This window comes from Tateyamaria algicola, from assembly GCF_047715485.1.
Lineage (GTDB): Bacteria > Pseudomonadota > Alphaproteobacteria > Rhodobacterales > Rhodobacteraceae > Tateyamaria.
Genome location: NZ_CP180422.1, coordinates 232,718 through 255,953, shown reverse-complemented (window position 1 = coordinate 255,953; position 23,236 = coordinate 232,718). Strand labels below are relative to the sequence as shown.

The following is a 23,236-nucleotide window of genomic DNA, read 5'->3' as shown; positions in this document are numbered from 1 at the left end:
TGACCGCGTCTTGGTCATGAAACGTGCCACGGCCTGCGCGTTCTACAAACCCGTCTTGCGGATTTACAGCGTTAACGTTAACGTCGCGGCGTGGTTTTCCGAGGCCGAAAGGGGGCATCACATGCCCCGCGGGCGCACGGAAAAAGATACTGTTCTCAAGGATATAGCTGAGGCCGCACAGGTGAGCATCATGACGGTGTCGCGTGCACTGCGCGGTGTCGAGGGTGTCTCGGAAAGCAGGCGCAATCACATCCTCAAGATTGCGCGCAAGCTGAACTATACACCCAATAGCAGTGCGCGATCACTGGTCACCATGAACTCGGACCTGATCGGGATCGCGGTGCCGAATCTGTTCAACAATGTCTTTGCAGAGATCATGGCCAGCATGCGCGGCACCTTTGATTCCGCCGGGTATTCGAGCGTCGTGGACACCACCGAATACAGCAAGGATATCGAGTTTGCCTGGGCCGAACGGATGCTGAGCTGGAGACCGGCGGGCATGATCCTGACCGGCATCCACCATCATCCCAGCCTGCGCGGTGCGTTGCGCCGTGCGGGCGTGCCGACCTTGCAGATTTGGGACGTGACGGATGATCCGATCGACATCTGTGTCGGGATTGATCATCACGCCGCCGGGGTCGAGGTGGCGCAGTTCTGTATGTCGCTCGGCTACAAACGCCCGGGTTTTGTCGGCATCGCCGAAGGCCGCGACACACGGGCCGAGGCGCGCCTTGTCGGATTTTCGCAAGCCTATGGCGGTCCGGACGCGGTCATGGTCGGGCGGTCGGAGGACGTGAACCCGTTTGTGGCGGGCAAGCTGGGCACCGAGGCCTTGCTGGACCGCCCCGAGGGTGCGCGCCCGGACGTGTTGTTCTACCTCAACGATCACCTTGCCTTTGGTGGCCTGTCCGCATGTGAGGCAAGGGGCCTGTCTGTCCCGCGCGATCTTGGCATCGTGGGGTTCAACTCGCTCGATCTTGCATCCGTTCTGCCGCTGCCCCTGACCACGGTGCGCACCCCGCGTCGCACCATGGGGGCACTGGGTGCGCGGCAGCTTTTGGCGCGCATTCACGGGGTCGGAAAGCGCGAAAGCATTGCCTTGCCGGTGGAATTGGTGCGGGGGGCGACCACACGGGCGCAATAAGCCTATAGCCCCGGATGTGGATAAGTATTAAGGCTCATTCTTTACAGGGAGTTACGGTGCATACTGAAGGCTTTGGATGAGTTGTCTGTCACCGGCCCTCTGAGAGGGTACATTTCCATCAAACTGCCACGGATCGCAACGAGCGACTTGACAGAGTTGGGCTGCATAAGGGTTTGATGGCGAAACAAAACCGGGCCGGAAGTGCGCGGTGCCAAAAGGGAGAAGATGAATGAGTGTCAAAGGAATGGTTCTGGCCGCCTGCGTGGCGGCCCTGGGGACAGCTGTGCATGCAGATGGGCATGGCGGCAAGGTCAAGGTGGGCATGATCACGACGCTGTCCGGCGGCGGTGCTGGCCTGGGCATTGACGTGCGCGACGGCTTCTTGCTGGCGGCCAAGGGCAGTGACGCCCTTGAGGTCGTGATCGAGGATGATCAGCGCAAGCCCGACATCGCCGTGCAACTGGCGGACAAGATGATCCAGTCGGAGAAGGTCGACGTGATGACCGGCATCATCTGGTCCAACCTTGCCATGGCCGTCGTGCCCGCTGCGACCGCGCAGGGCAAATTCTACCTCAGCCCCAATGCGGGCCCGTCGGCACTGGCCGGGCGGGGCTGTAGCCCGAACTATTTCAATGTGAGCTGGCAGAACGACGCGTTCTCGGAGGCGGCAGGGGCCTATCTGAGCGCCGAGGGCGTGGGCAAAGTCTTCCTCATGGCGCCGAATTACCCGGCGGGTCAGGACATGATGGCGGGTTTCAAGCGCTTTTTCGAGGGCGAGGTGACCAACGAAGTTTACACCAAGCTGGGTCAGACCAACTACGCCGCAGAGATTGCGCAAATCCGCGCCAGCGACGCCGATCAGGTTTATTTCTTCCTGCCCGGCGGCATGGGGATTTCGTTCATGAAGCAATATGCAGGCTCTGGCGTGGACAAGCCCGTTGCTGGCCCGGCCTTCAGCTTTGATCAGGGTATCCTGGGCGCGATTGGCGAGGCGGCCCTGGGGGTCAAGAACACAGCCCACTGGTCCAAGGACCTGGATGTGCCCGGTAACGCCGAGTTCGTTGCAGCCTTCGAGGCAGAGTACGGGCGTTTGCCGTCGCTTTACGCAGCCCAGGGCTATGACACTGCCCTGTTGTTGTTGTCGGCAGCATCCAAGGCAGATGTGAAAGATGCCGACGCCTTCCGTGCGGCGCTGAAAGAGGCGGATTTCCAGTCCGTGCGCGGTGACTTCGCCTTTGGCGACAATCACCATCCGATACAGACCATCTATATGCGCGAAGTCATCAAGGAAGGTGACATCGTGACGAACAAGATGATCGGTGTGGCGGCAACCGACCACACGGATGTCTACGGCGCTGACTGCAAGATGTAAGCCGCGCGGCCCCGGCATGTGTCGGGGCCAATTCTCGATAATGAACAATAGTTTGCCAGACGGTGTTCGTTTGGCATGGCGAGGCAGATGACAACCCTATTGCTGATCGAACAGGTGCTGAACGGCCTGCAATCGGGGATCATGCTGTTCCTGATGGCGGCCGGTTTGACGCTGATCTTTGGGGTCATGGGGCTGATCAACCTCGCGCACGGATCGCTCTACATGGTCGGGGCCTTTGCGGCGGCTGCAGTGGCGGGGGCCACAGGATCGTTTGTTCTGGCGCTGGCGGCGAGCCTGTGTGCGGCTGCTGCTGCTGGTGCCGTGATCGAAGTGGCTGTGATCCGGCGGCTTTATGACCGCGACCATCTGGATCAGGTGTTGGCCACTTTCGCGCTGATCCTCATCTTTTCCGAAGGGACGCGGTGGCTTTTCGGCTCATTCCCTCTGTACCTCGATGTGCCTGCTGCGTTGTCGGGCCCGGTCAGCCTGCCAGGGGGCATTCAATACCCGGCCTACCGCTTGCTCATCATCGGTGTCGGGTTGTTGGTGGCCGTGGGGTTATTTCAGCTGATCGCGCGCACCCGCATCGGTATCCAGATCCGCGCAGGCGAGAGCGACCGGGAGATGATCGGGGCCTTGGGCGTTGATATCTCTCGCCTTTATACAATCGTGTTTGCGCTGGGTGCTGCGCTGGCGGGTCTGGCGGGCGCGCTGGTGGGCGCGATCCAGTCGGTGCAGGTCGGCATGGGCGAGCCTGTTCTGATCCTCGCCTTTGTGGTGATCGTCATTGGTGGCATCGGGTCGATCAAGGGGGCGCTGGTGGGGGCGTTGTTGGTGGGTCTGACGGATACGTTGGGGGGCGTCTTGCTGCCGTTGCTGTTTGGTCTGTTCATGGATGCGGCCACTGCAACAGCCATCGGGTCGGCGCTGGCATCTATGGCGATTTACATCCTGATGGCATGTGTCCTGATCTACCGCCCCACGGGTCTTTACGGGGTGGCGACGTGACACGAGAAAACGCCGTCAACACGCTGATATTCTTTGCTCTTCCGGGTGTAGCAGCCGCGGCATGGGCGCTGGACGAGCCATTTATCATCACGCTGGCCACGCGCGCGGCGATCCTCGCACTGGCCGCAGTGGGATTGAACCTGGTCCTGGGCCTTGGCGGGCTGGTCAGTCTGGGGCATGCGGTGTTCTTTGGTCTGGGCGGGTATGCGATGGGCATTCTGGCAAGTCACGCCCAAAGCTATGTGCCGCTGATCGACGGGTGGATCGTGATCGAGGGGACGAAATCCATGCCCGTCATCTGGTTGGTTGCCATGATTTCAAGCGCGCTGGCGGCCCTCGCCATCGGCGTTTTGTCCCTGCGCACGTCCGGGGTCTACTTCATCATGATCACGCTCGCCTTCGGGCAGATGTTCTATTACTTCTCGATCTCCTGGCCCGCTTACGGGGGCGAGGATGGCCTCAGCATCTATGTGCGCAACAACTTTCCCGGCCTCAACACCCTTGATCCCGTTCAGTTTTTCGGCCTCGTCTTCGTGGTATTGGCGGCGGTGTTGTGGATGATGGGGCGCATCGGGCGTTCGCCCTTTGGCCTTGCGCTCAGTGCTGCGCGCCAGAACGCGGTGAGGGTGGAAACCGTGGGGCTGACACCAATGCGCCTGCGCCTTGTGGCCTTTGTCATATCGGGGGCCGTGACCGGGCTGGCGGGGGCGTTGTTTGCCGATCTCAACCGCTTTGTGTCGCCTACGATGTTCAGTTGGCAGATGTCGGGCGAATTCATCGTGTTCATCGTGCTGGGCGGGATCGGCCGCCTGTTTGGGCCGGTTGCGGGTGCGTGCCTGTTTGTGCTGCTCGAACATCTGCTGAGCGGGGTCAGTGAGTTCTGGCTGATCTATGTGGGCGCGATCCTGCTGCTGGTTGTGCTGTTTGCGCGGGGTGGTCTGATCGGCGCGCTGGCGGGCCGCGAGGTCGCCCATGACTGAGCCGTTGCTGCACATCGCGGGATTATCCAAGGCTTTCGGTGCCTTGCAGGCCACGGATGATGTGACGCTGACCCTGATGCCGGGTGAAATCCACGCTTTGATCGGCCCCAATGGCGCGGGCAAATCGACACTGATCGAACAGGTGGCGGGGGCCCTGGCCCCGGATGCGGGCCAGATACGGTTTGCAGGCACGGATGTGACACCGCTCAACACCGCGCGGCGGGCGCAACTGGGCCTGGGGCGTACCTTTCAGATCAGCGCCCTCGCGATGGAATACACGGTGTTGCAGAACGCCATGCTCGGTGCACTTGGTGCGGATGGCGGCGTGTGGCGATTTTTCAAACCTGTTCTGAAAGATGCCAGGCTGCGTGCGCAGGCCGAGGCGGCGCTGACCCGCGTTGGGCTGATGGACATGGCGGCCAAGCGCACTGCGGACCTCAGCCACGGGCAGCGGCGCCTTCTGGAAGTGGCGGTGGCCCTGACCTTGCAGCCCAAGGCCTTTCTGATGGACGAACCGATGGCCGGGCTGGGTGCATCGGGGTCCAAACGCATGACGGGGTTTCTGGATCAGTTGCGCAGCGAGGCGCCGATCCTGTTGGTCGAACATGACATGGATGCGGTCTTTGCGCTGGCAGACCGGATTTCGGTGCTTGTCTATGGCCGTATCATCGCCACCGGATCAGCCGAAGAGATCAAGGCCAATGCGGACGTGCGCACCGCCTATCTGGGCGAGGAGGGCGCGCCATGACCCTGTTGCAGATGCGCGGGATCGAGGCCGCATATGGCCCCAGTCAGGCCCTGTTCGGTGTCGATTTGGACGTGGGCGAGGGCGAGGTTGTGGCCCTCATGGGGCGCAACGGGATGGGCAAATCCTCGACCATCAAAGTGATGTTTCGCCTGCTCAGGCAGGATCAGGGGACGGTGCAGTTTGCCGGGCGGGATTTGGGCGCGCTTGCCCCGCATGCCGCGGCGCGGGCCGGTTTGGGGCTGGTGCCCGAGGGGCGGCGCTGTTTTGCGGCGCTCACAGTCCACGAAAACCTGATCGCAGCGGCGCGGCCCGGGCACTGGAATTTTGAGCGCGTCGCACAGTTGTTCCCGCGACTGGCCGAGCGGCGCGATCAGGTGGCGCGCAGCCTGTCGGGCGGAGAGCAGCAGATGCTGGCGATTGGCCGGGCGCTGATGACCAACCCGCGCCTGCTTGTCCTGGACGAGGCGACCGAGGGGCTGGCCCCCGTCGTGCGGCAAGAGATCTGGGCCGCCCTGGTGCAGTTGAAGGTCGAGGCGGGACTGGCCCTTGTCGTTGTGGACAAGTCGCTGGCCGAGCTTGGGCGCATCGCGGACAGGGCCGTGATCCTTGAGCGGGGCAGGTCGGTCTGGTCGGGCGCCATGCAAGATGTAAGCCGCGAAATTGCAGACCAGTATCTGGGCGTGTGACCCTTAGCCCGCGCGCCCTTTGAACCGTTCGGTGATCGTGCTGAGCACGAAGAGGCCCGCGGACACGCATACGATTGTCGGGCCTGTCGGCGTGTCGAACTGGAACGCTGCCCCAAGCCCGCCGACGGCAGACAGGCTGCCGATGGCAGCCGTGATCAGGGCCATCGCTTCGGGTGTGCGAGCGAGGGGACGGGCCGCAGCGGGGGGATGACCAGCAGCGCGCCGATCAACAGGGCCCCCACCGCCTTGATCGCCACCGCAACCGTCAGCGCCAGTGCGATGGTCAGCACCAGTTGCTCGGCCCGGGCCGAAATGCCGCTGGCCTGGGCAAGGTCGGGGTTGAGTGTGGTGGTCAACAGGCGCTGCCACCGCCAGACCATCAGCGCGATGACGGCTGCCGCACCCCCCAGATCAGCGCGAGGTCCGCACGGGTCACGGCGAGGATGTCGCCAAACAGGTAGCCCATCAAATCCACCCGCACGCCGGACAGAAAGGACACGCCGACAAGACCAAAGGCCAGTGCTGCGTGGGCCAGAACACCCAGCAACGTGTCCTCGGCCAGCCCGCGCCCGGACAGCGCTTGCACCACCAGCGCCATGACCAGTGCCGTCGCCAGCACACCCAGCATAACGGGGCCTTGCAGGGCAAGTGACAGGGCGACGCCCAGCAGGGCGGCATGGGCAGTGGCATCACCGAAATAGGCCATACGCCGCCAGACGACGAAACATCCCAAGGGGGCAGCGGCAAGGGCCGTGCCGATACCGGCAAGCCCGGCGCGCATCATGAAGTCGTCAAGCATGGTCGTGTTCGTCGTGCCCGTGGTGATGGTCGTGATCGTGGCGATAAAGGGCAAAGGCCCCTTGCGTGCCGCTGCCAAAGAGGGCGCGGTATTCGGGGGCGTCCTGCACCACGTCCGGTGTGCCTTCGCAGCAGACGTGACCGTTCAGGCACAACACCCGGTCCGACGCGGCCATGACCACGTGCAAGTCGTGGCTGACCATCAGCACGGCACATCCAAGCTGTGTGCGCACATCTGCGATCTGGCGATAGAACGCGGCTGCGCCCGGTTGGTCCAGCCCTTGTGTCGCCTCGTCCAGGATCAGCAGGTCGGGTGCCATCAACAGCGCGCGCGCCAGAAGCACCCGCTGGAATTGCCCGCCCGAGAGGGTGCGCATCTGGGACTGGCCGAGATCCGGCACGCCCGCTTCGCTGAGCGCGCGCCGCATCGCATCCGCACTGTGCCGGTGTGGCAGGCACAGAAAGCGGGCCACAGTCAGCGGCAATAATCCATCCATATGAAGGGATTGCGGGACGTAACCGATGCGCAGCCCGCGCAAAGTGTCGACCTTGCCTTCGGCAGGCGGCAGGGCCCCGATCAGCCCTTTGATCAGTGTGGATTTGCCGGACCCGTTCGGCCCCACCAGCGTGACGATCTCGCCCCGGTCGATATGCATATCGACATTGCGCATGACGGTTTTGCCCGCCTGTTGCAGGGTCAGGCCGGTGGCGGTGATCAGACGCATGAGCTGTCCTGACATTTCGGGCACAGGCCAAGCGCTTCGATCACGGTGCGTTTGATTTGAAAGCCGGTCGCGCGCGCCGCTTCGCCCAGCCGCCCATGGGTGGCCTTGGTATCGGCCTCGGCCACGGATTTGCAATTGGTGCAGATCAGGAAAGCGGGCGTGTGATCCGAGCCGAGATGCGCGCAGGCGATGTAAGCGTTCAGCCCCTCGATCTTGTGGGCGAAGCCGGCAGAGGTCAGAAAATCAAGCGCGCGATAGGCGACAGGCGGGGCCGTGCCGAGGCCCTCCTTGGCCAGTTCGGCCAGCAGGTCATAGGCCCCTATGGCACGGTGTTCTGCCAGCAGTATCTCCAGCGCGCGCCGACGGATCGGTGTCAGCTTGAGCTTGTGTTCGGCACAATGTGCTTCGGCGCGCGACAGGGTCGCGCTGATGCAGGTGTTGTGATCGTGGGCATGAAAGCCGAGGGCGGGCATGATGTCTCACTTTGGGCGCGAATTTGAGGGTTGATATGTTATAGTATTACGCTTTACAACCGCCAAATACGTTATGATATAACATACGGAGTATGGCGATGCGATTGATGGTGTGTGCGTGGGCGTGCGTAGGATGGGCCGGAGCAGGATTGGCAGAGGCCCCGCGCGTGGCGGTCGATATTGCACCTGTCCATTCGATTGTGTCTGCGGTCATGGGCGACATCGCCAGCCCCGATCTGATCTTGCCACCCGGTGCGTCGCCCCATGGCTACAGCCTGCGCCCGTCCGAGGCGCGCGCCTTGTCCTCTGCCGACCTGATCGTATGGATGGGGCCCGCCTTGACCCCGTGGCTGGAAGGGCCCGTCGAGAGCCTTGCCGGTGACAGCGATCTGCTGACACTGCTGGCGCATCCCCAAACGATGCTGCTGGATGTGCGCGAAGGGGCGACCTTTGGCGCGCATGACCATGGTGATCACGGGCATGACGCAGAAGATCACGACGCGCATGACGATCATGCGGAACACGACGAGGATCATGCAGACCATGCGGCGCATGATGACGATCATGCAGAACACGCCCACGAAGAACACGCTCACGAAGAACACGATCACGACCATGCAGAGCATGCCGAGGCCGAGGCTGGTCACGATGACCATGCGCATGAGGAAAACGTGCATGAGGAACATGAGCATGACCATGAGGAGCATGCCGAAGGTGCAGAAGGGCACGAAGACCACGCCGAGCATGCCCACAACGGCTCTGACCCGCATGCCTGGCTCGACCCGCGCAATGCGTCGATCTGGGCGGGGCTGATTGCGGACACGCTCAGCGACCTCGATCCTGACAATGCTGCAGTCTACACTGAAAACGCGCGTCGTTTTCAGGCGGACCTCGCTACGCTGGAAGCCGAGATCGCGGCTACTCTTGCGCCCGTTCAGGGCGTTCCCTTTGTCGTCTTCCACGACGCCTACCACTATTTCGAGCACCGGTTCGAAACCGAGGCCGCTGGTGCCGTATCCGCCAATGATGCCGCCTCCCCAAGCCCGGCACGCGTTGCGGAACTGCGCGCCGAGATAGAAGAATTGGGCGCGGTATGTGCCCTGACCGAGCCGCAGTTCAATCCCGGCATCCTGAATGCCCTGGGCGCTGTCAGGCTGAGTGAGGTTGATCCGATTGGTGTGGATTTACCGGTTGGATCAACGCTTTATCCTGCGGTCTTGCGCAACATGGCACAAGGGTTGGTGGCGTGCGTCGAGTGATCTAGCGCGCCAGTTCCAGGCCCTGCATCTGGCCGAGCAGTTTCGGTATCTTGTCCTTGAACCGGAAAAAGCCGTGGGTCGCGTGCGGCCATGCGGCGCTGTCATAGTCCCGCCGGATCTGGTGGAGGGCTGGCGCATCTTCTGTCAGTGACAGCCGGTGCAGCACATCTGCCGCAGGCCCGACCGGGGCGTAGGGCGTCACGATGTGGTCCAGCGCCGCTGTGCCTGCCCAGTCCAAAAGGGCCGCAGCGGTCGGCGCGACATGCTCGACCTGGCCAAGGCGCGCGGCAAAGCGCGTTGTGACATCCGCGGCGGCCTGTTCCGCGAACGCCGTGACATGCGGGGCCAGTTCGAGGGGGAAAGCCCTTTGCGTGTCGTGATGACGGCGGTGGCGACAGGGCTGATCCCGGCATCCAGCATGAAACCGGGGCTCAGGTCTTCATCATGCAGGATCAGTCCTACGCGCCCGTCCATGAGTGGCCGTGCTGCCGCGGGCAGCGCCATGCGTTCGGGCACAGGCGGGCCGCTCACGGGGGGCGCTTCGCCAGCCAATTGCCATTTGGGTGCAAACCGCCCTTCGGTGTATTTCGAGATGTTGGAGGTGCGCGCGAGATATGTCTTGCCCGGTGTCTGGATGCCCGCCACCCAGCGCCAGCCCAGCGTGTTTGACGCCGGATCCCCATCAAGCAAGTGACGCAGAAAGAAATCGGCCCCCAACTCCCACGGCAGGCGCAGCGTGAATATCCAGATGGAGGCAAACCACATCCGGGCGTGATTGTGCAAATATCCTGTTTCGACAAGCTCTTGCGCCCATGCGTTGAAGCAATCGATCTCGGTCTCGCCCGCGCAGGCCGCCTCCCATCGGGTGCGCAGACCGGCCTGCGTCTGTACATTGTTTAGCGCGCCCTTGAGCGCGGTTTTGTACTGCCCCCAGACGATCGGGCGCATTTCCAGCCAGCCCTTCCAATAGGTCCGCCAGAACACTTCCTGCACGAACTTTTCCGCCGCACTTGCGCTGTGACGGTTCAGGACGGCGGCCAGCACCTCCTCTTCGCTCAGCAGGCGGGCGCGGATGTAGGGCGACAGGGTCGACACGCCACTGTGCCCGTCGCGGCCCAGATCGTAATTGCGGCGCGCAGCATAGTCGCGCCCGGCATGGGGAATGAAGCGTTGCAAGCGCTCAAGGGCTGCGGTGCGGGTGGGCGGAAAGCGATCAAGAGCCTGTGTCATGCCCGCACAGCTAGCGGGCTGAATAGGCGCTTCAAGCCATCAGGTGCTCTTGCAGGTCCCCAAGGGCAATACTAAGACTCGGGTAACGTGTTTGCGGGTATGGTCTCGCAACAGTTTGACGAGGCAGGAACTCATGCGCGATCCCATCGAACAATATGCGAATATCACCAACAACCTCGTGCCTATGGTTGTCGAACAGACCAGCCGGGGCGAGCGTGCGTACGACATCTTTTCACGTCTGCTGAAAGAGCGGATTATTTTCGTGAACGGCCCGATCCATGACGGGATGAGCCAGCTGGTCGTGGCACAGCTGCTGCATCTCGAGGCTGAGAACCCCTCGAAAGAGATCAGCATGTACATCAACTCGCCCGGTGGCGTGGTTACCTCGGGCATGTCGATCTACGACACCATGCAATACATCAAACCCAAGGTGTCGACGCTGATTTGCGGCATGGCGGCCTCCATGGGGTCGGTTGTGGCGATCGGGGGCGAGCCGGGCATGCGCTTTGCGCTGCCGAACTCCGAAGTCATGGTGCACCAGCCCTCGGGCGGGTCACAGGGCATGGCGGCGGACATCCTGATTTCGGCGCGTCACATCGAACGCACCCGCGAGCGGCTGTATCAGCTGTACGTAAAGCATTCGGGCCAGGACTATGACACGGTGCAACAGGCGCTGGACCGCGACAGCTGGATGACGCCGGAAGAGGCGAAAGAGTGGGGCCATATCGACGAGATCGTCGAGAATCGCGCCAAGGACGACGACGAAAGCTAAGGCAACTGCACCTTGTTTCGGCAGGGTGCGGTTTCACGCACAAGTGCGCCGCGTCACAGCGCGGATCACGCAAAAATACGATTGTGGACCCCGCGGGCCTGTCCTAAGCTGACGGTCAACGCGGGGTGCGCCGGGCAGGGTTCGGCACCAGAGATGGCGGCATCGAGCCGGGAAGGACGCGACATGGCCACGAATTCAAGCGGCGACAGCAAGAATACCCTCTATTGCAGCTTCTGCGGCAAGAGCCAGCACGAGGTGCGCAAGCTGATTGCGGGCCCGACAGTATTCATCTGCGATGAATGCGTCGAACTGTGCATGGACATCATCCGCGAAGAGACGAAGGCGTCTGGGTTGAAGTCCACGGACGGTGTGCCCACGCCCAAGGATATCTGCGGCGTTCTGGATGATTACGTGATCGGGCAGGCGATGGCCAAACGTGTTCTGTCAGTCGCGGTACACAACCACTACAAGCGCCTCAACCACGCCCAGAACGGTGGGGACATTGAACTGGCGAAATCCAACATTTTGCTGATCGGCCCCACGGGCTGCGGCAAGACGCTGCTGGCCCAGACGCTGGCGCGCATCCTTGACGTGCCCTTTACCATGGCCGATGCGACCACGCTGACCGAAGCGGGCTATGTGGGTGAGGATGTTGAAAACATTATCCTCAAGCTGCTGCAGGCCTCTGAATACAATGTGGAACGCGCGCAGCGCGGCATCGTCTATATCGACGAGGTCGACAAGATCACGCGCAAATCCGAAAACCCCTCGATCACACGCGACGTGTCGGGCGAGGGTGTGCAGCAGGCGTTGCTGAAGCTGATGGAAGGCACCGTTGCCTCGGTTCCTCCGCAAGGGGGCGCAAGCATCCGCAGCAGGAATTCCTGCAGGTGGACACGACGAACATCCTGTTCATCTGTGGCGGTGCATTTGCCGGTCTGGACAAGATCATCGCGCAGCGCGGTAAGGGCTCTGCCATGGGGTTCGGTGCTGATGTGCGCGACAACGACTCGCGTGGTGTCGGTGAGATTTTCACGGAGCTCGAGCCCGAAGATCTGCTGAAATTCGGCCTGATACCTGAATTCGTTGGACGTCTGCCGGTTCTGGCAACGCTCGAGGATCTGGATGAGGACGCGCTTGTCACCATCCTGACCCAACCCAAGAACGCGCTGGTCAAGCAGTATCAGCGTCTGTTCGAGTTGGAAGACACCGATCTGACCTTTACCGAGGACGCGCTGAGTGCCATCGCCAAACGCGCCATCGAGCGCAAGACAGGCGCGCGGGGTCTACGCTCGATCCTCGAAGACATCCTGCTGGACACGATGTTCGAACTGCCGGGCCTCGGGTCAGTCACGGAAGTCGTCGTGAACGAGGAAGCGGTGAATTCGGACGCCGCGCCTTTGATGATCCACGCCGATGCAGAGAAAGAGCCCGCAAGCGCAGGCTGAAGCAGCGGCAAGGCAGACAAAGGAAGAGGCCGGTTTCGAACCGGCCTTTTTTGCGTCAAAAAACTTAGCCATATGGGTAAGTTTTTGATCGCCATGCCGGTTGTCCCGTGATAGTTAGCCGCATGGCTAACGAATCTGAAGACACCTTGTCCCATATCATGTCTGCCCTTGCTGACCCGACCCGGCGTGCCGTTGTCACGGCGTTGGCGGACGGGCCGCTGCCCGTGTCGGTGCTGGCCGGCGATCATGACATGGCCCTGCCCAGTTTCCTCAAGCATATCGACAAGCTTGAGCGGGCAGGCATCCTGAGCACCCGGAAGACGGGGCGCGTGCGCACCTGCCACCTGCAACCTGGCGGCTTGCGCCCGGTGAAGGAGTGGCTTTCGCGCGAGGAACGCCGCTGGGCGGGGGGCCTTGACCGTTTGGCCGCACATCTCGACGCGATCCAGAAAGGACCCAAGCAATGATTGCCGATTTCGGAAAACTACAATTTGAGCGCAAGCTGACCGCACCTGTCGATCGCGTCTACCAGGCCCTGATCTCGCCACAGGATCGTATGGCTTGGGGGCCGCCGGATACGGAGTCCATTGTCCTCATCGAAGATCAGCCCACCCCGACGCCGGGCGGGCGGGAACTGTCGCGATGTGGCCCGCGCGACAACCCTTATGTCGATGTGGCCACCGACTGGATCGTGATGGAGGCATCGTCCCGCCTGGTCTACGCCGAAACCCTGTCGGCGGAGGGCGAAGTGCTGGGCACGAGCCTGGCCACGTTTGAACTGGTGTCAGCCGATACAGGCACCGCTTTGCGCGCCACCGTGCAGATCGCGAACTTTGCCGGGGCCGAGATGATGTCGGAATTCGAAGGTGGCTGGACACATGCCATCGAAAACCTGGCCACGCATGTCGCCTGACGCATTGGGGAACACCCATCTGTTCGGTGACGGTGATTGACGCGGCCACGCCATCATGCTCGATACCCCGCATGTGATACCATGGGAGGAGCATACCGTGACCATCAAACGCATTCATTCGGGCGGCGCGTTCGAGCCCAAGATCGGCTATTGCCGGGCCGTTGTCGCAGGCGGCTGGGTCCATGTGGCAGGCACCGTGGGGCAGGGCGCGACGGTCACCGATCAGTGCCGCGACGCCCTCTCGATCATCCACGCCGCGCTGATTGAGGCAGGCGCGGATTGGAAAGACGTGGTGCGCGTCACCTACATGCTGCCGGATTCGGCCGAGTTCGAACCGTGCTGGCCCATCCTTGCCGAGACGTTTGGGGCCAACCCGCCGGTCGCCACGATGATCGAATGCGGCTTGATTGATCCCAAGTATCGCATCGAAATCGAAGTGACTGCGCTGTTGCCTGCCTGAGCCGGGCCTTGCGCGCCTGTGTCCTCTGGACGCCCGCGCCCGGATACGGCATAGACAGGGACAAAGCGTCGGAGGCGATACATGGGCATTCTCAACACTCTGCTGCGGGCGGTGACCTGGTGGAACGGGCAAACGCTCAACACCCAGCTGTTCACATGGCGCAAGGGCGTCAAGGTGGGCGAAGACGCGCAGGGCAATGTCTTTTACAAATTGCGCGACGATTCAAAGCGTTGGGTGATCTTCAACGGCGAGGCCGAGGCCAGCCGCATTGATCCCGAATGGCACGGCTGGCTACACCGCACCTGGGACGAGCCACCGACCGACAAGCCGCTCAAGCGCAAGGACTGGGAAAAGCCACACCAGCCCAACCTGACGGGCACTGCGATGGCCTATGCGCCTGCCGGGTCGATCCGGCGCGCGGATCCCGCGGACCGCACGGATTACGAAGCCTGGACACCGGAATAGGGCAGGATCGGCCATGGCTGAAAACACAACCGAAGTGATGGTTGGCGGCGTTGTGCTGGCAGGGGCCATCGCCTTTGCCGTCTATGGCGCGCAAGTGGCGGGACTGGGCAATGGCGGCGGTGCGACCTATCCGCTGACAGCCAGCTTTCGCAGCCTCGAGGGCGTGAATGTCGGCACAGATGTGCGCCTTGCAGGCGTCAAGGTCGGCACCGTGACGGATGTGGCGCTGAACCAGGACACGTTTCGCGCGGACACTACCGTGGCTGTGCGTGGCGCAACCCAAATCCCCGATGACAGCGCGATCATCATCAGCTCCGAAGGGCTGTTGGGCGGCAATTTTGTCGAAATCGTTCCCGGAGGCTCGCCCTTTTTCTTTGAGCCGGGCGACGAGATCACGGACACCCAAGGGGCGGTGAGCCTGATCTCTTTGTTGCTGAAATTCGTATCTGGCGGCGAAAGCGAATGAGACAGGGCGCGGCGCTGATTGGGGCGTTGGCGATGGTGGCAACCTCGGTCATCCCCCTGTCTGCACAGCAAGAGCAGGAAACGGAAAGCGCACCGGGCGCGGTTCTGCGTGGTCTGGACAAGTTCAGCGGTCAAGTGGTGGACATCGAATTGCCTGCCGGGCGCACCGTTACCTTCGAACGCCTCAACATCACCCTGACCGAGTGTCGCTATCCGTCCGGCAACCCGTCGGGCAACGCCTATGCGGGCCTGCAGATCACCGAAGTGGGGCGGGAGGGCGTTGTGTTTTCAGGCTGGATGATCGCCTCGGCCCCCGCGCTTAATGCGATGGAACACGCGCGCTATGACGTTTGGGTCATGCGCTGCACCACATCCTGAAGCGTTCCGGGCGTCACTGCATCAAAATCCCGATCTTCGGCCAATGCACGGGTGAGGTGCCTGTGATAGGCGGCGCGCGTGATCTCGACCGCGCCAAGGCTCGCCAGATGCGGCGTCAGGAACTGGGTGTCAAACAACTCGAACCCCGCCCGTGTCAGGTGATCGACGGCGGCGGCCAGTGCCATTTTCGAGGCGTTCGTGCGCCGTGAAAACATGCTTTCGCCAAAGAAAGCAGCGCCCAGCGTCACTCCGTAGACTCCGCCGATCAACTGTGTCCCGTCCCAGATTTCAATGGAATGGGCATGCCCGATCTCGTGCAGTCTCAGGTAAAGGCGCCTGATTTCCGGGTTGATCCAGGTGTCGATGCGATCCGCGCATCCGTCCAAAACACCGGCAAAATCACTGTCAATTCGCAGCGCCCATGGTGTCTTGCGCATATCCCGAGCGAGCGAGCGGGACATGTGAAACTGATCTAGCGGCAACACCCCCCGCAACCTCGGGTCGACCCAGAAAATCTCTGGGTCATCGCGCGACTCGGCCATCGGGAATATGCCGGCGGCATATCCCTGCAACAGAACGTCAGGCGTGAGTGCGAGGTCTTTCATGTCCCGGCCTTACCCGAATTGCGCGGGCATGCGCGCCGCACACACCAAGCTACTGCGTTCGATCAGCGCAGAAAAGGGCGCGGCGCAATGACCCGAGGGCGTGGCGATCAAGGATGCGGCGCGCACGTCAAATGCGCACCGATGCCTATTCGACGTGCTGTTCCAACCAGTGTTCCAGCCAGTGAATGTTGTAGTCGCCTGTATGAATGGCCTTTTCCGCAAGCAGCGCGTGAAACAGGGGAATGGTGGTGTCGACACCGTCCACGATCAATTCGCCCAGGGCGCGGTTGAGGCGCGCAAGCGCTTCGGCGCGGTCACGTCCGTGCACGATCAGCTTGCCAATCAGGCTGTCGTAATAGGGCGGGATCGAATAACCGTCATAGAGCGCGGAATCCATCCGTACGCCCAGACCGCCCGGTGCATGGTACTGCGTGATCCGGCCCGGTGAGGGCGTAAAGTCAGGCAGTTTCTCGGCGTTCAGCCGCACCTCGATCGAGTGGCCGTTGATCTCCAGTTCATCCTGCTGGAACGACATGTCCATACCAGAGGCCACGCGAATTTGTTCGCGCACCAGATCGACGCCAAAGATGGCCTCGGTCACCGGATGTTCGACCTGCAGGCGCGTGTTCATCTCGATGAAGTAGAACTCGCCGTTCTCATAGAGGAACTCGATGGTGCCTGCGCCGATATAGTTGATCTTGGCCACGGCATCCGCGCAGACCTTGCCAATCGCGGCACGCTCTTCGGCACTGATCGCGGGGCCGGGGGCCTCTTCGAACACTTTCTGGTGGCGGCGTTGCAGCGAACAATCCCGCTCGCCCAGATGCACGGCGCGGCCTTTGCCGTCGCCAAAGACCTGAATTTCAATGTGGCGGGGCGTCGTTAGGTACTTTTCAATATAGACTTCGTCATTGCCGAAGTTTGACTTGCCCTCGGCCCGCGCGGTCATGAAAGCGCGTTCCATGTCAGCGGCCGTTTCCGCCACTTTCATGCCGCGCCCGCCGCCGCCTGCCGTCGCCTTGATGATGACGGGGTATCCCATCTCATTCCCCAGCGCCTGCGCCTCGGCCAGGGTGGCGACACCACCATCAGAGCCGGGCACGCAGGGCACACCCAACGCCTTCATCGTGTCCTTGGCCGTGATCTTGTCGCCCATCACGCGGATATGTTCGGCGGTGGGGCCGATAAAGGTCAGCCCGTGATCTTCGACGATCTGCACGAATTGCGCGTTTTCCGAAAGAAAGCCATAGCCGGGGTGAATTGCTTCGGCGCCGGTGATTTCACATGCGGAAATGATGGCTGGAAAGCTGAGATAGGATTGAGGCGATGCGGGTGGGCCGATGCAGACGGATTCGTCTGCCATACGCACATGCATGGCATCCGCATCCGCGGTCGAGTGCACGGCCACGGTGGCAATGCCCATCTCGCGGGCCGCACGGATCACCCGCAGGGCGATCTCTCCGCGGTTGGCAATCAGGATCTTGTTGAACATGCCCGCCCCCTTATTCGAGGATCACGAGCGGTGCGCCGAATTCCACGGCGGCACCATCATCCACGAGGATCTGCTTGATCGTGCCCGCGCGCGGGGCAGGGATGTGGTTCATGGTTTTCATTGCTTCGACGATCAGCAGCGTGTCGCCTTCGGACACTTCTTGTCCGACCTTGATAAAGGCGGGCGATCCGGGTTCCGCCTGCATATAGACCGTGCCAACCATGGGCGAGGTCACGGCGCCGGGGTCGCTGGCAGGGTCTGCGCCTGCATCTGCGGCAGGGGCGGCCTGAGGCGCGGCGGCTGCGGTGGCCGGTGGGGCCAGCACAGCCGGTGCGGGCGCGGCAGCGGCGACAGTTTGCATGGAAACATGTTGGCCCATATGGCGAGAGACGCGCACGTTCAGGCTGTCATCTTCGCCGTATTCGCGTTTGACCTGCAATTCCGTCAGATCGTTTTCGCGCAGCAGTTCAGCAAGGGCCTGGATAAAGGCCACGTCCGCGTCATGGGTTTTCTTTGTCATTCTTGTCCTCAACCGATTGGCGTATGGGCCGCGCGCCGTGCGGGCGTACCACCTGTGCTCGCCGCCGCTTATAGCGGTGCAATGACGCAGAGGAAAGCACCCTCGCAATCGGGGTGGACGGACCGGGGCAGCGCAGATGCCTGCCCCGGTCCAGGCCTATCAGAATGCGAAATGGTCCGCCGTCAGCGCGCCATCTGCCACATCCAACCAGGTGATCGAATTCTCGCCGTCGGTATAGTCGCCAAGGCCCGCCTGTTCGAACAGCTCCGTCAGGTCGAGACGCGCGCCCGTGCCGCTGTAATCCAGCAGGCTGTCGATCAGCGCAAAGGACAGGCCGGGGAAGCCCGCGGGTGCGTCGATCACGACCAGATCGTTGTCCTTGAAGTCAACGATCGTGTCATTGCCGCCGCGCCCGAAGAAGTGGAACGTGTCCGCACCCGACTGCCCGTTCAGCATGTCGTCGCCGCGCCCGCCATAGATCATGTCGCGCCCGGTGCCGCCGTGGATCGTGTCATCACCGCTGCCGCCAGACAGCCAGTCGCGCCCATTGCCGCCTGTGATGATGTCATCGCCGTTGCCACCGCGAACGGTGTCACCATTGATGCCGCCATTCAGCCAGTCGTTGCCATCGTTGCCATCAATCTCGTCATTGCCGGACCCGCCATAGACACGCTCAGCGGAGGCGCCGCCCCGGATGATGTCATTGCCTGTACCGGCGCTGATGCGCCCACCGGCCGCGATCTCTCCATTCAAGGCCAGGGCATTGTAGATGTCATCGCCGCTGCCGAGGTTCACGTTGCCGATCAGGCCGCCGTTCACCACCACATCGTTGCCCGAGCCGGTGTTCAGGGTGCCGGTGATTTCGCCGGGAAAGGCCTCGCCTCCCCGGACAAAGTCGCGGACCAGCACGATGTCGTCGCCGCCCCCCATGTTGACGTCACCGTCAATCAGACCGGCAGTGTAGAGCAGGTCATCGCCACCCCCAAGCTGGATACCGCCAAGGATGTCGCCCTCGTTCAGGATGGCGCGTTGCCCATTCCCGGTCAGCGTAATGGACGGATCGGCCCGTCCGCTGCTTCCGATTGTACCAGTATTGCCGATCACCACATCTGCATCCCCGTCGCCGGAAATGAAGTCGCGCACAAAGCCGTCATTCAGAAACAGGCTTTCATTGTCTTCCAGGAAAACAAAGTTTCGCGCTTGTGTGCTGGTCTGTTCGATTTCCAGAACGGGATCGAAGGTAATTTCGAAATCGTCCGGAACGTAAAAGTTGCCGCCACGGAAAATAGAGCGACTCAAAAGGTCGAGTGCGTCAGTTGTCATGTTTTAAACCCCCAGGTTATGACGCAATTTTGCCTTACTTTTTTCGTATTTTCTACAGACGGCGCCGTAGGTTGAGTAAAAAGATACAATTCCCCAATTGCTTGCTCTATTGATGAAAAAGCCGACCCAAAGGGCCGGCTTTTCTAGTTATGGTAGTGAATTTCCCGATCAGATTGCGAGGTATTCGGCCCGCAATTCCTCGTTTTCCAGAACTTCGGATGCGGTGCCGTCGAAAACGATTCCGCCGGTATCCAGAATCACGGCCCGATCCGCCAATTGCAGCGCACGGATCGCATTCTGCTCGACGATGATGGTGGTGATTCCCTGTTCTTTGATGATTGTCAGCGTTTTTTCGATTTCGTCTACGATGACAGGGGCCAGTCCCTCGTAAGGTTCGTCCAGCAACAGCACCTTGATGTCGCGCGCCAATGCGCGCGCGATGGCCAGCATCTGCTGCTCACCCCCTGACAGAGTTGTGCCTTCCTGCGAGCGCCGCTCGCCGAGGCGCGGGAACAGGTCATAGAGCCGCTCGATCGACCAGCCGATGGGTGGGGCGATCTGGGCCAGCTTCAGGTTCTCCTCGACAGTGAGGCCGGGAATGATGCGGCGGTCTTCGGGCACGAGGCCTAGACCGGCCTGGCTGGCCTGATGGCTCGACATGTTGTGCAGCGGCTGGTGGTCCAGCCAGATTTCTCCGTGCCGCACCTCCGGGTCGCCAATGCGGGCGATGGACCGCAGGGTCGAGGTCTTGCCCGCCCCGTTGCGCCCCAGCAGGGCGAGGATTTCGCCCTCGTGGACGTTAAAGCTGATGCCCTGCACGATATAGCTTTCGCCGTAATAGGCGTGCATGTCCCAAACGGACAGAAAGGCAGGGGCGGTCTGGGCGTGGCTGACGCCTTTGGAGAAGTCGGGTTTGACGTTCATCTGTTCAGCTCCTTATGCCGCATCCTGGGATTCACCCAGGTAGGCTTCGCGCACCTTGGGGTGGCCCTTGATGTTGTCGGGCGTGTCTTCGACCAGGGGCGTGCCCTGTGCCAGCACCGTGATCCGTTCGGCCAGCGAGAACACCACATGCATGTCGTGTTCGATGATCGAGATGGTGATATCACGCTCGTCCTTGATCTGCTTGAGCAGGTCGATGGTGTTGTTGGTGTCGGCCCGCGCCATACCGGCGGTGGGCTCGTCCAGCAGCAGCAGGCGCGGCTCTTGTGACAGGCACATCCCGATTTCTAGCCGCCGCTTGTCACCGCGCGACAGCGAGGCCGCGTGCATGTCGCGCTTGTCGGCCATGTTCATCTCTTCCAGCATATGCATGGCGCGGTCGATGATTTCGCTGTCTTTCATCATCGCCATGTAGGCGTTGGCGGTGAAGGCCCCGTCACGCTTGGCAAAGCAGGGGATCATCATGTTTTCCATCACGCTCAGATCGCCAAAGATCTCGGGCGTCTGGAACACGCGGGAAATGCCCATCTGGTTGATCTCGTAAGGCTTGCGCCCCAGCACCGATTGACCGTCGAACATGACCGACCCGGTGTCGGGGATCAGCTTGCCCACCAGACAGTTCAGCAGGGTGGACTTGCCCGCGCCGTTGGGGCCGATGATCGCATGGACCGAGTTTTCAGCAATGCTCAGGTTCACGTCCCCCAGCGCTTGCAGACCGCCGAACCGTTTGCCTACGTCTTTGACTTCAAGGATACCCATATCGTTCTCTCCTTATTCCGCAGGTGTGGTTTTGCCGTCAGGCGTGTTGGTGGTCGGCTTCTTGCGCTTGAACAGGCGCGCGATGCGTTGACCGCCCTCGACCAGACCACCGGGCAGGAAGATCACGACCAGCATGAAGATCAGGCCAAGCGTCAGGTGCCAGCCCTTGCCGATGAAGGGGTAGATCAGCGTGACCACGAAATCCTCGAGCCCGTCAGGCAGGAACGCGAACCACGTATGCAGGATGTCGCTGTTGATCTTGGACAGGATGTTTTCCATGTACTTGATCGCACCGGCACCCAGCACGGGGCCAATCAACGTGCCGACACCGCCGAGGATGGACATCAAAACAACTTCTCCGCTTGCGGTCCAGAACATGCGTTCCGCACCCACCTGCGTGTCCATTGCCACCATCAGGCCACCGGCCAGACCGGCATACATGCCCGAGATCACAAAGGCTGCCAGCGTGTAGGGCTTGGTGTTGAGGCCGGTATAGTTCAGGCGCTGCTGGTTCGATTTGACCGCCCTCAGCATCAGCCCAAAGGGCGAACGGAAGATGCGGATCGACAGGTAGAAGGCACACAGCATCACAATCGCCGCCACGTAGTAGCCTGCGTTGAAGGTAAACACCCATGAACCGACGTTAAGGTATGCGCTGCTGCCCATTTCCAACCCGAACAGGTTGGCTTTGGGCGTGGCGCCGTTTGCCAGCGCGGCGTCCAGGATACGTGGATCGAAGACTTTGGGCTGCAGGCCCGTTTCCCCGCCCGTGATCGGTGTCAGCACCGAATAGGCCAGCGAATAGGACATTTGCGCGAACGCCAGCGTCAGGATGGAAAAATAGATGCCCGAGCGGCGCAAGCTGATCCACCCAACAGCGAGGCTGAAGAGGCCGGCCACGATCACCGACACGATGATGGCCGGCACGACGTTCATGGTCAGCAGTTTCATCATCCACATTGCAGCGTATGATCCGACACCCAGGAACGCAGCGTGCCCAAAGGACAGATAGCCCGTCAGCCCGAAGAGAATGTTGAACCCGATGGCGAAGATGCCAAAGATCACAAAGCGCTGCATCAGGTCCGGGTAGCCCGCATTGAATTGCGCCATGCCCGACCCTTCGGGGAAGGGGTTGAGGATGAAGGGGGCTGCCATGGTCAGGATCACGACCAGGATCAGCAAGCGAAAGTCTTTTTTCTCAAGTCCGAACATGGCTTAGTCCTCCATCACGCCCTTGCGGCCCATAAGGCCCCGAGGACGGGTCAACAGAATGATGATTGCGACCAGGTAGATCACGATCTGGTTGATGCCGGGCAGCACGTTCAGCACTTCTCGCATCGAGGCAAAGCTTTCGAGGATGCCCAGAAGGAAGCCCGCGGCAACCGCACCGGGCAAAGAGCCCATGCCGCCGACGACCACCACGACAAAGGACAGCACGAGGAAGTCCATGCCCATGTGGTAGTTCGGCGAATTGATCGGCGTGTACATGACCCCGGCAAGGCCCGCGACAGCCGCCGCGATGCCGAACATCAGGGTGAACCGGCGGTCGATGTCGATGCCCAGCAGTTGCACCGTCTCGCGGTCGGCCATGCCCGCCCGGACGACCATCCCAAAGGTGGTGAACTGGAGAAAGGCAAAGACGGCACCGATGATCACGGCCGCAAAGGCAAAGTAGATGATGCGCCAGTAGGGGTAGATGATGACGTTGGGATCAAAGCCCAGCATGGCGCCGAAATCGAACGAGCCGCGGAACGCGTCAGGCGCGGGCGTCGGGATCGGGTTGGCACCGTAGTAATACTTGATGATCTCTTGCAGCACGATGGCAAGGCCGAAGGTCACGAGGATCTGGTCCGCGTGGGGGCGCTTGTAAAAGTGCTTGATCAGCCCACGTTCCATTGCCACGCCGATGGCGATCATCACGGGAATGGCGAACAGGATGGACAGGGGCACGGCCCAGTCGATGATGGCGTCTCCGGTCGCCTGGCCGAACCAGTCATGGACGTATGGCACGTCCACTTTCAGCGGATTGCCCAAGAAGTCCTTTTGCGTTTCGTCGATGACCGTGTGGCTGGCCGAGATGATCCGGCTGAGCGTGACCGCGCAGAACGCCCCGATCATGAACAGCGCCCCGTGGGCAAAGTTCACGACGCCCAAAGTGCCGAAAATCAGCGTAAGTCCCAGCGCAATCAGCGCATAGGCCGAGCCCTTGTCGAGCCCGTTGAGAATTTGAAGGATGATCGCTTCCATCGGTCTGACCTTTGGTTGGAACGG

At 61.6% G+C, this 23,236-nt stretch carries 26 protein-coding genes and 2 pseudogenes; 15 read left to right on the top strand and 13 right to left on the bottom strand.

Going from position 1 to position 23,236, the window contains the following annotated elements; translation table 11 throughout:
• The first annotated feature begins 16 nt into the window (after window positions 1-16).
• From ACMHLQ_RS03570 to ACMHLQ_RS03545, 6 genes are all read left to right on the top strand, one after another.
• Window positions 17-1,144: a LacI family DNA-binding transcriptional regulator gene (locus ACMHLQ_RS03570; RefSeq protein ID WP_415403394.1), complete on the top strand. Its 1,128-nt coding sequence runs from the start codon at window positions 17-19 to the stop codon at window positions 1,142-1,144.
• 229 nt (window positions 1,145-1,373) lie between these two features.
• Window positions 1,374-2,516 carry an ABC transporter substrate-binding protein gene (locus ACMHLQ_RS03565; protein ID WP_415403393.1) on the top strand — a complete coding sequence of 381 codons (1,143 nt, stop codon included), beginning with the start codon at window positions 1,374-1,376 and terminating at the stop codon, window positions 2,514-2,516.
• An 87-nt stretch (window positions 2,517-2,603) separates the two neighbouring features.
• Complete coding sequence (locus ACMHLQ_RS03560) at window positions 2,604-3,524, top strand: branched-chain amino acid ABC transporter permease (protein ID WP_415403392.1); 921 nt, start codon at window positions 2,604-2,606, stop codon at window positions 3,522-3,524.
• Window positions 3,521-4,504, top strand: coding sequence for a branched-chain amino acid ABC transporter permease (locus ACMHLQ_RS03555; RefSeq protein ID WP_415403391.1), 984 nt, complete (start codon window positions 3,521-3,523; stop codon window positions 4,502-4,504). Before ACMHLQ_RS03560 ends, ACMHLQ_RS03555 begins: the two co-directional genes overlap by 4 nt.
• A complete protein-coding gene (locus ACMHLQ_RS03550; RefSeq protein WP_415403389.1) occupies window positions 4,497-5,252 on the top strand; it encodes an ABC transporter ATP-binding protein in 756 nt (251 codons plus the stop codon). The genes ACMHLQ_RS03555 and ACMHLQ_RS03550 overlap by 8 nt, the downstream gene beginning before the upstream one ends.
• Window positions 5,249-5,938: an ABC transporter ATP-binding protein gene (locus ACMHLQ_RS03545; protein WP_415403388.1), complete on the top strand. Its 690-nt coding sequence runs from the start codon at window positions 5,249-5,251 to the stop codon at window positions 5,936-5,938. Before ACMHLQ_RS03550 ends, ACMHLQ_RS03545 begins: the two co-directional genes overlap by 4 nt.
• Window positions 5,939-5,941: 3 nt before the next feature.
• Here the strand turns inward: ACMHLQ_RS03545 and ACMHLQ_RS03540 are convergent.
• From ACMHLQ_RS03540 to ACMHLQ_RS03530, 3 genes and pseudogenes are all read right to left on the bottom strand, one after another.
• A pseudogene (locus ACMHLQ_RS03540) lies at window positions 5,942-6,737 on the bottom strand (metal ABC transporter permease).
• Entirely contained in the window at window positions 6,730-7,461 is a 732-nt protein-coding gene (locus tag ACMHLQ_RS03535; protein WP_415403387.1) for a metal ABC transporter ATP-binding protein, read from the bottom strand. Before ACMHLQ_RS03535 ends, ACMHLQ_RS03540 begins: the two are co-directional and overlap by 8 nt.
• Window positions 7,452-7,934: a Fur family transcriptional regulator gene (locus ACMHLQ_RS03530; protein ID WP_415403386.1), complete on the bottom strand. Its 483-nt coding sequence runs from the start codon at window positions 7,932-7,934 to the stop codon at window positions 7,452-7,454. Before ACMHLQ_RS03530 ends, ACMHLQ_RS03535 begins: the two co-directional genes overlap by 10 nt.
• Before the next feature lie 149 nt (window positions 7,935-8,083).
• Here ACMHLQ_RS03530 and ACMHLQ_RS03525 point away from each other — a divergent pair, with 149 nt between their 5' ends.
• Window positions 8,084-9,193: a zinc ABC transporter substrate-binding protein gene (locus tag ACMHLQ_RS03525; protein WP_415403385.1), complete on the top strand. Its 1,110-nt coding sequence runs from the start codon at window positions 8,084-8,086 to the stop codon at window positions 9,191-9,193.
• A gap of 1 nt (window position 9,194) precedes the next feature.
• Here ACMHLQ_RS03525 and ACMHLQ_RS03520 read toward each other — a convergent pair whose 3' ends face one another.
• Window positions 9,195-9,395, bottom strand: coding sequence for a hypothetical protein (locus ACMHLQ_RS03520; RefSeq protein WP_415403384.1), 201 nt, complete (start codon window positions 9,393-9,395; stop codon window positions 9,195-9,197).
• The gene (locus ACMHLQ_RS03515; protein ID WP_415403383.1) at window positions 9,392-10,423 is read right to left on the bottom strand and encodes an FAD-binding domain-containing protein; all 1,032 of its coding nucleotides are present in this window, start codon (window positions 10,421-10,423) and stop codon (window positions 9,392-9,394) included. The genes ACMHLQ_RS03520 and ACMHLQ_RS03515 overlap by 4 nt, the downstream gene beginning before the upstream one ends.
• A 133-nt stretch (window positions 10,424-10,556) precedes the next feature.
• Between ACMHLQ_RS03515 and ACMHLQ_RS03510 the strand changes: the two genes are divergently transcribed.
• The 8 genes and pseudogenes from ACMHLQ_RS03510 (at window position 10,557) to ACMHLQ_RS03475 (ending at window position 15,324) form a co-directional block, all read left to right on the top strand.
• Window positions 10,557-11,195, top strand: coding sequence for an ATP-dependent Clp protease proteolytic subunit (locus ACMHLQ_RS03510; protein WP_415403382.1), 639 nt, complete (start codon window positions 10,557-10,559; stop codon window positions 11,193-11,195).
• A 183-nt stretch (window positions 11,196-11,378) separates the two neighbouring features.
• Window positions 11,379-12,643 (top strand): annotated as a pseudogene (gene clpX, locus ACMHLQ_RS03505) (ATP-dependent Clp protease ATP-binding subunit ClpX).
• A 122-nt stretch (window positions 12,644-12,765) separates the two neighbouring features.
• Window positions 12,766-13,110, top strand: a complete 345-nt coding sequence (locus ACMHLQ_RS03500) for an ArsR/SmtB family transcription factor (RefSeq protein ID WP_415403381.1) — start codon at window positions 12,766-12,768, stop codon at window positions 13,108-13,110.
• Entirely contained in the window at window positions 13,107-13,556 is a 450-nt protein-coding gene (locus ACMHLQ_RS03495) for an SRPBCC domain-containing protein (RefSeq protein WP_415403380.1), read from the top strand. The genes ACMHLQ_RS03500 and ACMHLQ_RS03495 overlap by 4 nt, the downstream gene beginning before the upstream one ends.
• A 97-nt stretch (window positions 13,557-13,653) precedes the next feature.
• A complete protein-coding gene (locus ACMHLQ_RS03490) occupies window positions 13,654-14,016 on the top strand; it encodes a RidA family protein (protein WP_415403379.1) in 363 nt (120 codons plus the stop codon).
• A gap of 81 nt (window positions 14,017-14,097) precedes the next feature.
• Window positions 14,098-14,481: an NADH:ubiquinone oxidoreductase subunit NDUFA12 gene (locus tag ACMHLQ_RS03485; protein WP_415403378.1), complete on the top strand. Its 384-nt coding sequence runs from the start codon at window positions 14,098-14,100 to the stop codon at window positions 14,479-14,481.
• A 13-nt stretch (window positions 14,482-14,494) separates the two neighbouring features.
• The gene (mlaD, locus tag ACMHLQ_RS03480; protein WP_415403377.1) at window positions 14,495-14,947 is read left to right on the top strand and encodes an outer membrane lipid asymmetry maintenance protein MlaD; all 453 of its coding nucleotides are present in this window, start codon (window positions 14,495-14,497) and stop codon (window positions 14,945-14,947) included.
• On the top strand, window positions 14,944-15,324 hold the full coding sequence (locus ACMHLQ_RS03475) for a DUF2155 domain-containing protein (protein WP_415403376.1): 381 nt from the start codon (window positions 14,944-14,946) through the stop codon (window positions 15,322-15,324). Before mlaD ends, ACMHLQ_RS03475 begins: the two co-directional genes overlap by 4 nt.
• Here the strand turns inward: ACMHLQ_RS03475 and aat are convergent.
• From aat to ACMHLQ_RS03435, 8 genes are all read right to left on the bottom strand, one after another.
• Window positions 15,288-15,929 carry a leucyl/phenylalanyl-tRNA--protein transferase gene (gene aat, locus ACMHLQ_RS03470; RefSeq protein ID WP_415403375.1) on the bottom strand — a complete coding sequence of 214 codons (642 nt, stop codon included), beginning with the start codon at window positions 15,927-15,929 and terminating at the stop codon, window positions 15,288-15,290. The genes ACMHLQ_RS03475 and aat overlap by 37 nt on opposite strands.
• 145 nt (window positions 15,930-16,074) lie before the next feature.
• Complete coding sequence (accC, locus tag ACMHLQ_RS03465; protein ID WP_415403374.1) at window positions 16,075-17,421, bottom strand: acetyl-CoA carboxylase biotin carboxylase subunit; 1,347 nt, start codon at window positions 17,419-17,421, stop codon at window positions 16,075-16,077.
• Window positions 17,422-17,431: 10 nt separating this feature from the next.
• Window positions 17,432-17,941, bottom strand: a complete 510-nt coding sequence (accB, locus tag ACMHLQ_RS03460) for an acetyl-CoA carboxylase biotin carboxyl carrier protein (RefSeq protein WP_415403373.1) — start codon at window positions 17,939-17,941, stop codon at window positions 17,432-17,434.
• A 159-nt stretch (window positions 17,942-18,100) separates the two neighbouring features.
• Window positions 18,101-19,264: a calcium-binding protein gene (locus ACMHLQ_RS03455; RefSeq protein ID WP_415403372.1), complete on the bottom strand. Its 1,164-nt coding sequence runs from the start codon at window positions 19,262-19,264 to the stop codon at window positions 18,101-18,103.
• A 168-nt stretch (window positions 19,265-19,432) separates the two neighbouring features.
• Entirely contained in the window at window positions 19,433-20,188 is a 756-nt protein-coding gene (locus tag ACMHLQ_RS03450) for an ABC transporter ATP-binding protein (RefSeq protein ID WP_415403371.1), read from the bottom strand.
• A 12-nt stretch (window positions 20,189-20,200) separates the two neighbouring features.
• Window positions 20,201-20,965: an ABC transporter ATP-binding protein gene (locus ACMHLQ_RS03445; protein ID WP_415403370.1), complete on the bottom strand. Its 765-nt coding sequence runs from the start codon at window positions 20,963-20,965 to the stop codon at window positions 20,201-20,203.
• A gap of 12 nt (window positions 20,966-20,977) precedes the next feature.
• Complete coding sequence (locus ACMHLQ_RS03440) at window positions 20,978-22,177, bottom strand: branched-chain amino acid ABC transporter permease (RefSeq protein ID WP_415403369.1); 1,200 nt, start codon at window positions 22,175-22,177, stop codon at window positions 20,978-20,980.
• A 3-nt stretch (window positions 22,178-22,180) separates the two neighbouring features.
• On the bottom strand, window positions 22,181-23,212 hold the full coding sequence (locus ACMHLQ_RS03435; RefSeq protein WP_415403368.1) for a branched-chain amino acid ABC transporter permease: 1,032 nt from the start codon (window positions 23,210-23,212) through the stop codon (window positions 22,181-22,183).
• Between the last annotated feature and the right edge of the window lie 24 nt (window positions 23,213-23,236).

Coding starts and splice junctions, on each gene's coding strand:
- ACMHLQ_RS03570 (WP_415403394.1), top strand. CDS start 17: ATGAAACGTGCCACGGCCTGCGCGTTCTACAAACCCGTCTTGCGGATT.
- ACMHLQ_RS03565 (WP_415403393.1), top strand. CDS start 1,374: ATGAGTGTCAAAGGAATGGTTCTGGCCGCCTGCGTGGCGGCCCTGGGG.
- ACMHLQ_RS03560 (WP_415403392.1), top strand. CDS start 2,604: ATGACAACCCTATTGCTGATCGAACAGGTGCTGAACGGCCTGCAATCG.
- ACMHLQ_RS03550 (WP_415403389.1), top strand. CDS start 4,497: ATGACTGAGCCGTTGCTGCACATCGCGGGATTATCCAAGGCTTTCGGT.
- ACMHLQ_RS03545 (WP_415403388.1), top strand. CDS start 5,249: ATGACCCTGTTGCAGATGCGCGGGATCGAGGCCGCATATGGCCCCAGT.
- ACMHLQ_RS03535 (WP_415403387.1), bottom strand. CDS start 7,461: ATGCGTCTGATCACCGCCACCGGCCTGACCCTGCAACAGGCGGGCAAA.
- ACMHLQ_RS03530 (WP_415403386.1), bottom strand. CDS start 7,934: ATGCCCGCCCTCGGCTTTCATGCCCACGATCACAACACCTGCATCAGC.
- ACMHLQ_RS03515 (WP_415403383.1), bottom strand. CDS start 10,423: ATGACACAGGCTCTTGATCGCTTTCCGCCCACCCGCACCGCAGCCCTT.
- ACMHLQ_RS03510 (WP_415403382.1), top strand. CDS start 10,557: ATGCGCGATCCCATCGAACAATATGCGAATATCACCAACAACCTCGTG.
- ACMHLQ_RS03500 (WP_415403381.1), top strand. CDS start 12,766: ATGGCTAACGAATCTGAAGACACCTTGTCCCATATCATGTCTGCCCTT.
- ACMHLQ_RS03495 (WP_415403380.1), top strand. CDS start 13,107: ATGATTGCCGATTTCGGAAAACTACAATTTGAGCGCAAGCTGACCGCA.
- ACMHLQ_RS03485 (WP_415403378.1), top strand. CDS start 14,098: ATGGGCATTCTCAACACTCTGCTGCGGGCGGTGACCTGGTGGAACGGG.
- mlaD (WP_415403377.1), top strand. CDS start 14,495: ATGGCTGAAAACACAACCGAAGTGATGGTTGGCGGCGTTGTGCTGGCA.
- ACMHLQ_RS03475 (WP_415403376.1), top strand. CDS start 14,944: ATGAGACAGGGCGCGGCGCTGATTGGGGCGTTGGCGATGGTGGCAACC.
- aat (WP_415403375.1), bottom strand. CDS start 15,929: ATGAAAGACCTCGCACTCACGCCTGACGTTCTGTTGCAGGGATATGCC.
- accC (WP_415403374.1), bottom strand. CDS start 17,421: ATGTTCAACAAGATCCTGATTGCCAACCGCGGAGAGATCGCCCTGCGG.
- accB (WP_415403373.1), bottom strand. CDS start 17,941: ATGACAAAGAAAACCCATGACGCGGACGTGGCCTTTATCCAGGCCCTT.
- ACMHLQ_RS03455 (WP_415403372.1), bottom strand. CDS start 19,264: ATGACAACTGACGCACTCGACCTTTTGAGTCGCTCTATTTTCCGTGGC.
- ACMHLQ_RS03450 (WP_415403371.1), bottom strand. CDS start 20,188: ATGAACGTCAAACCCGACTTCTCCAAAGGCGTCAGCCACGCCCAGACC.
- ACMHLQ_RS03445 (WP_415403370.1), bottom strand. CDS start 20,965: ATGGGTATCCTTGAAGTCAAAGACGTAGGCAAACGGTTCGGCGGTCTG.
- ACMHLQ_RS03440 (WP_415403369.1), bottom strand. CDS start 22,177: ATGTTCGGACTTGAGAAAAAAGACTTTCGCTTGCTGATCCTGGTCGTG.
- ACMHLQ_RS03435 (WP_415403368.1), bottom strand. CDS start 23,212: ATGGAAGCGATCATCCTTCAAATTCTCAACGGGCTCGACAAGGGCTCG.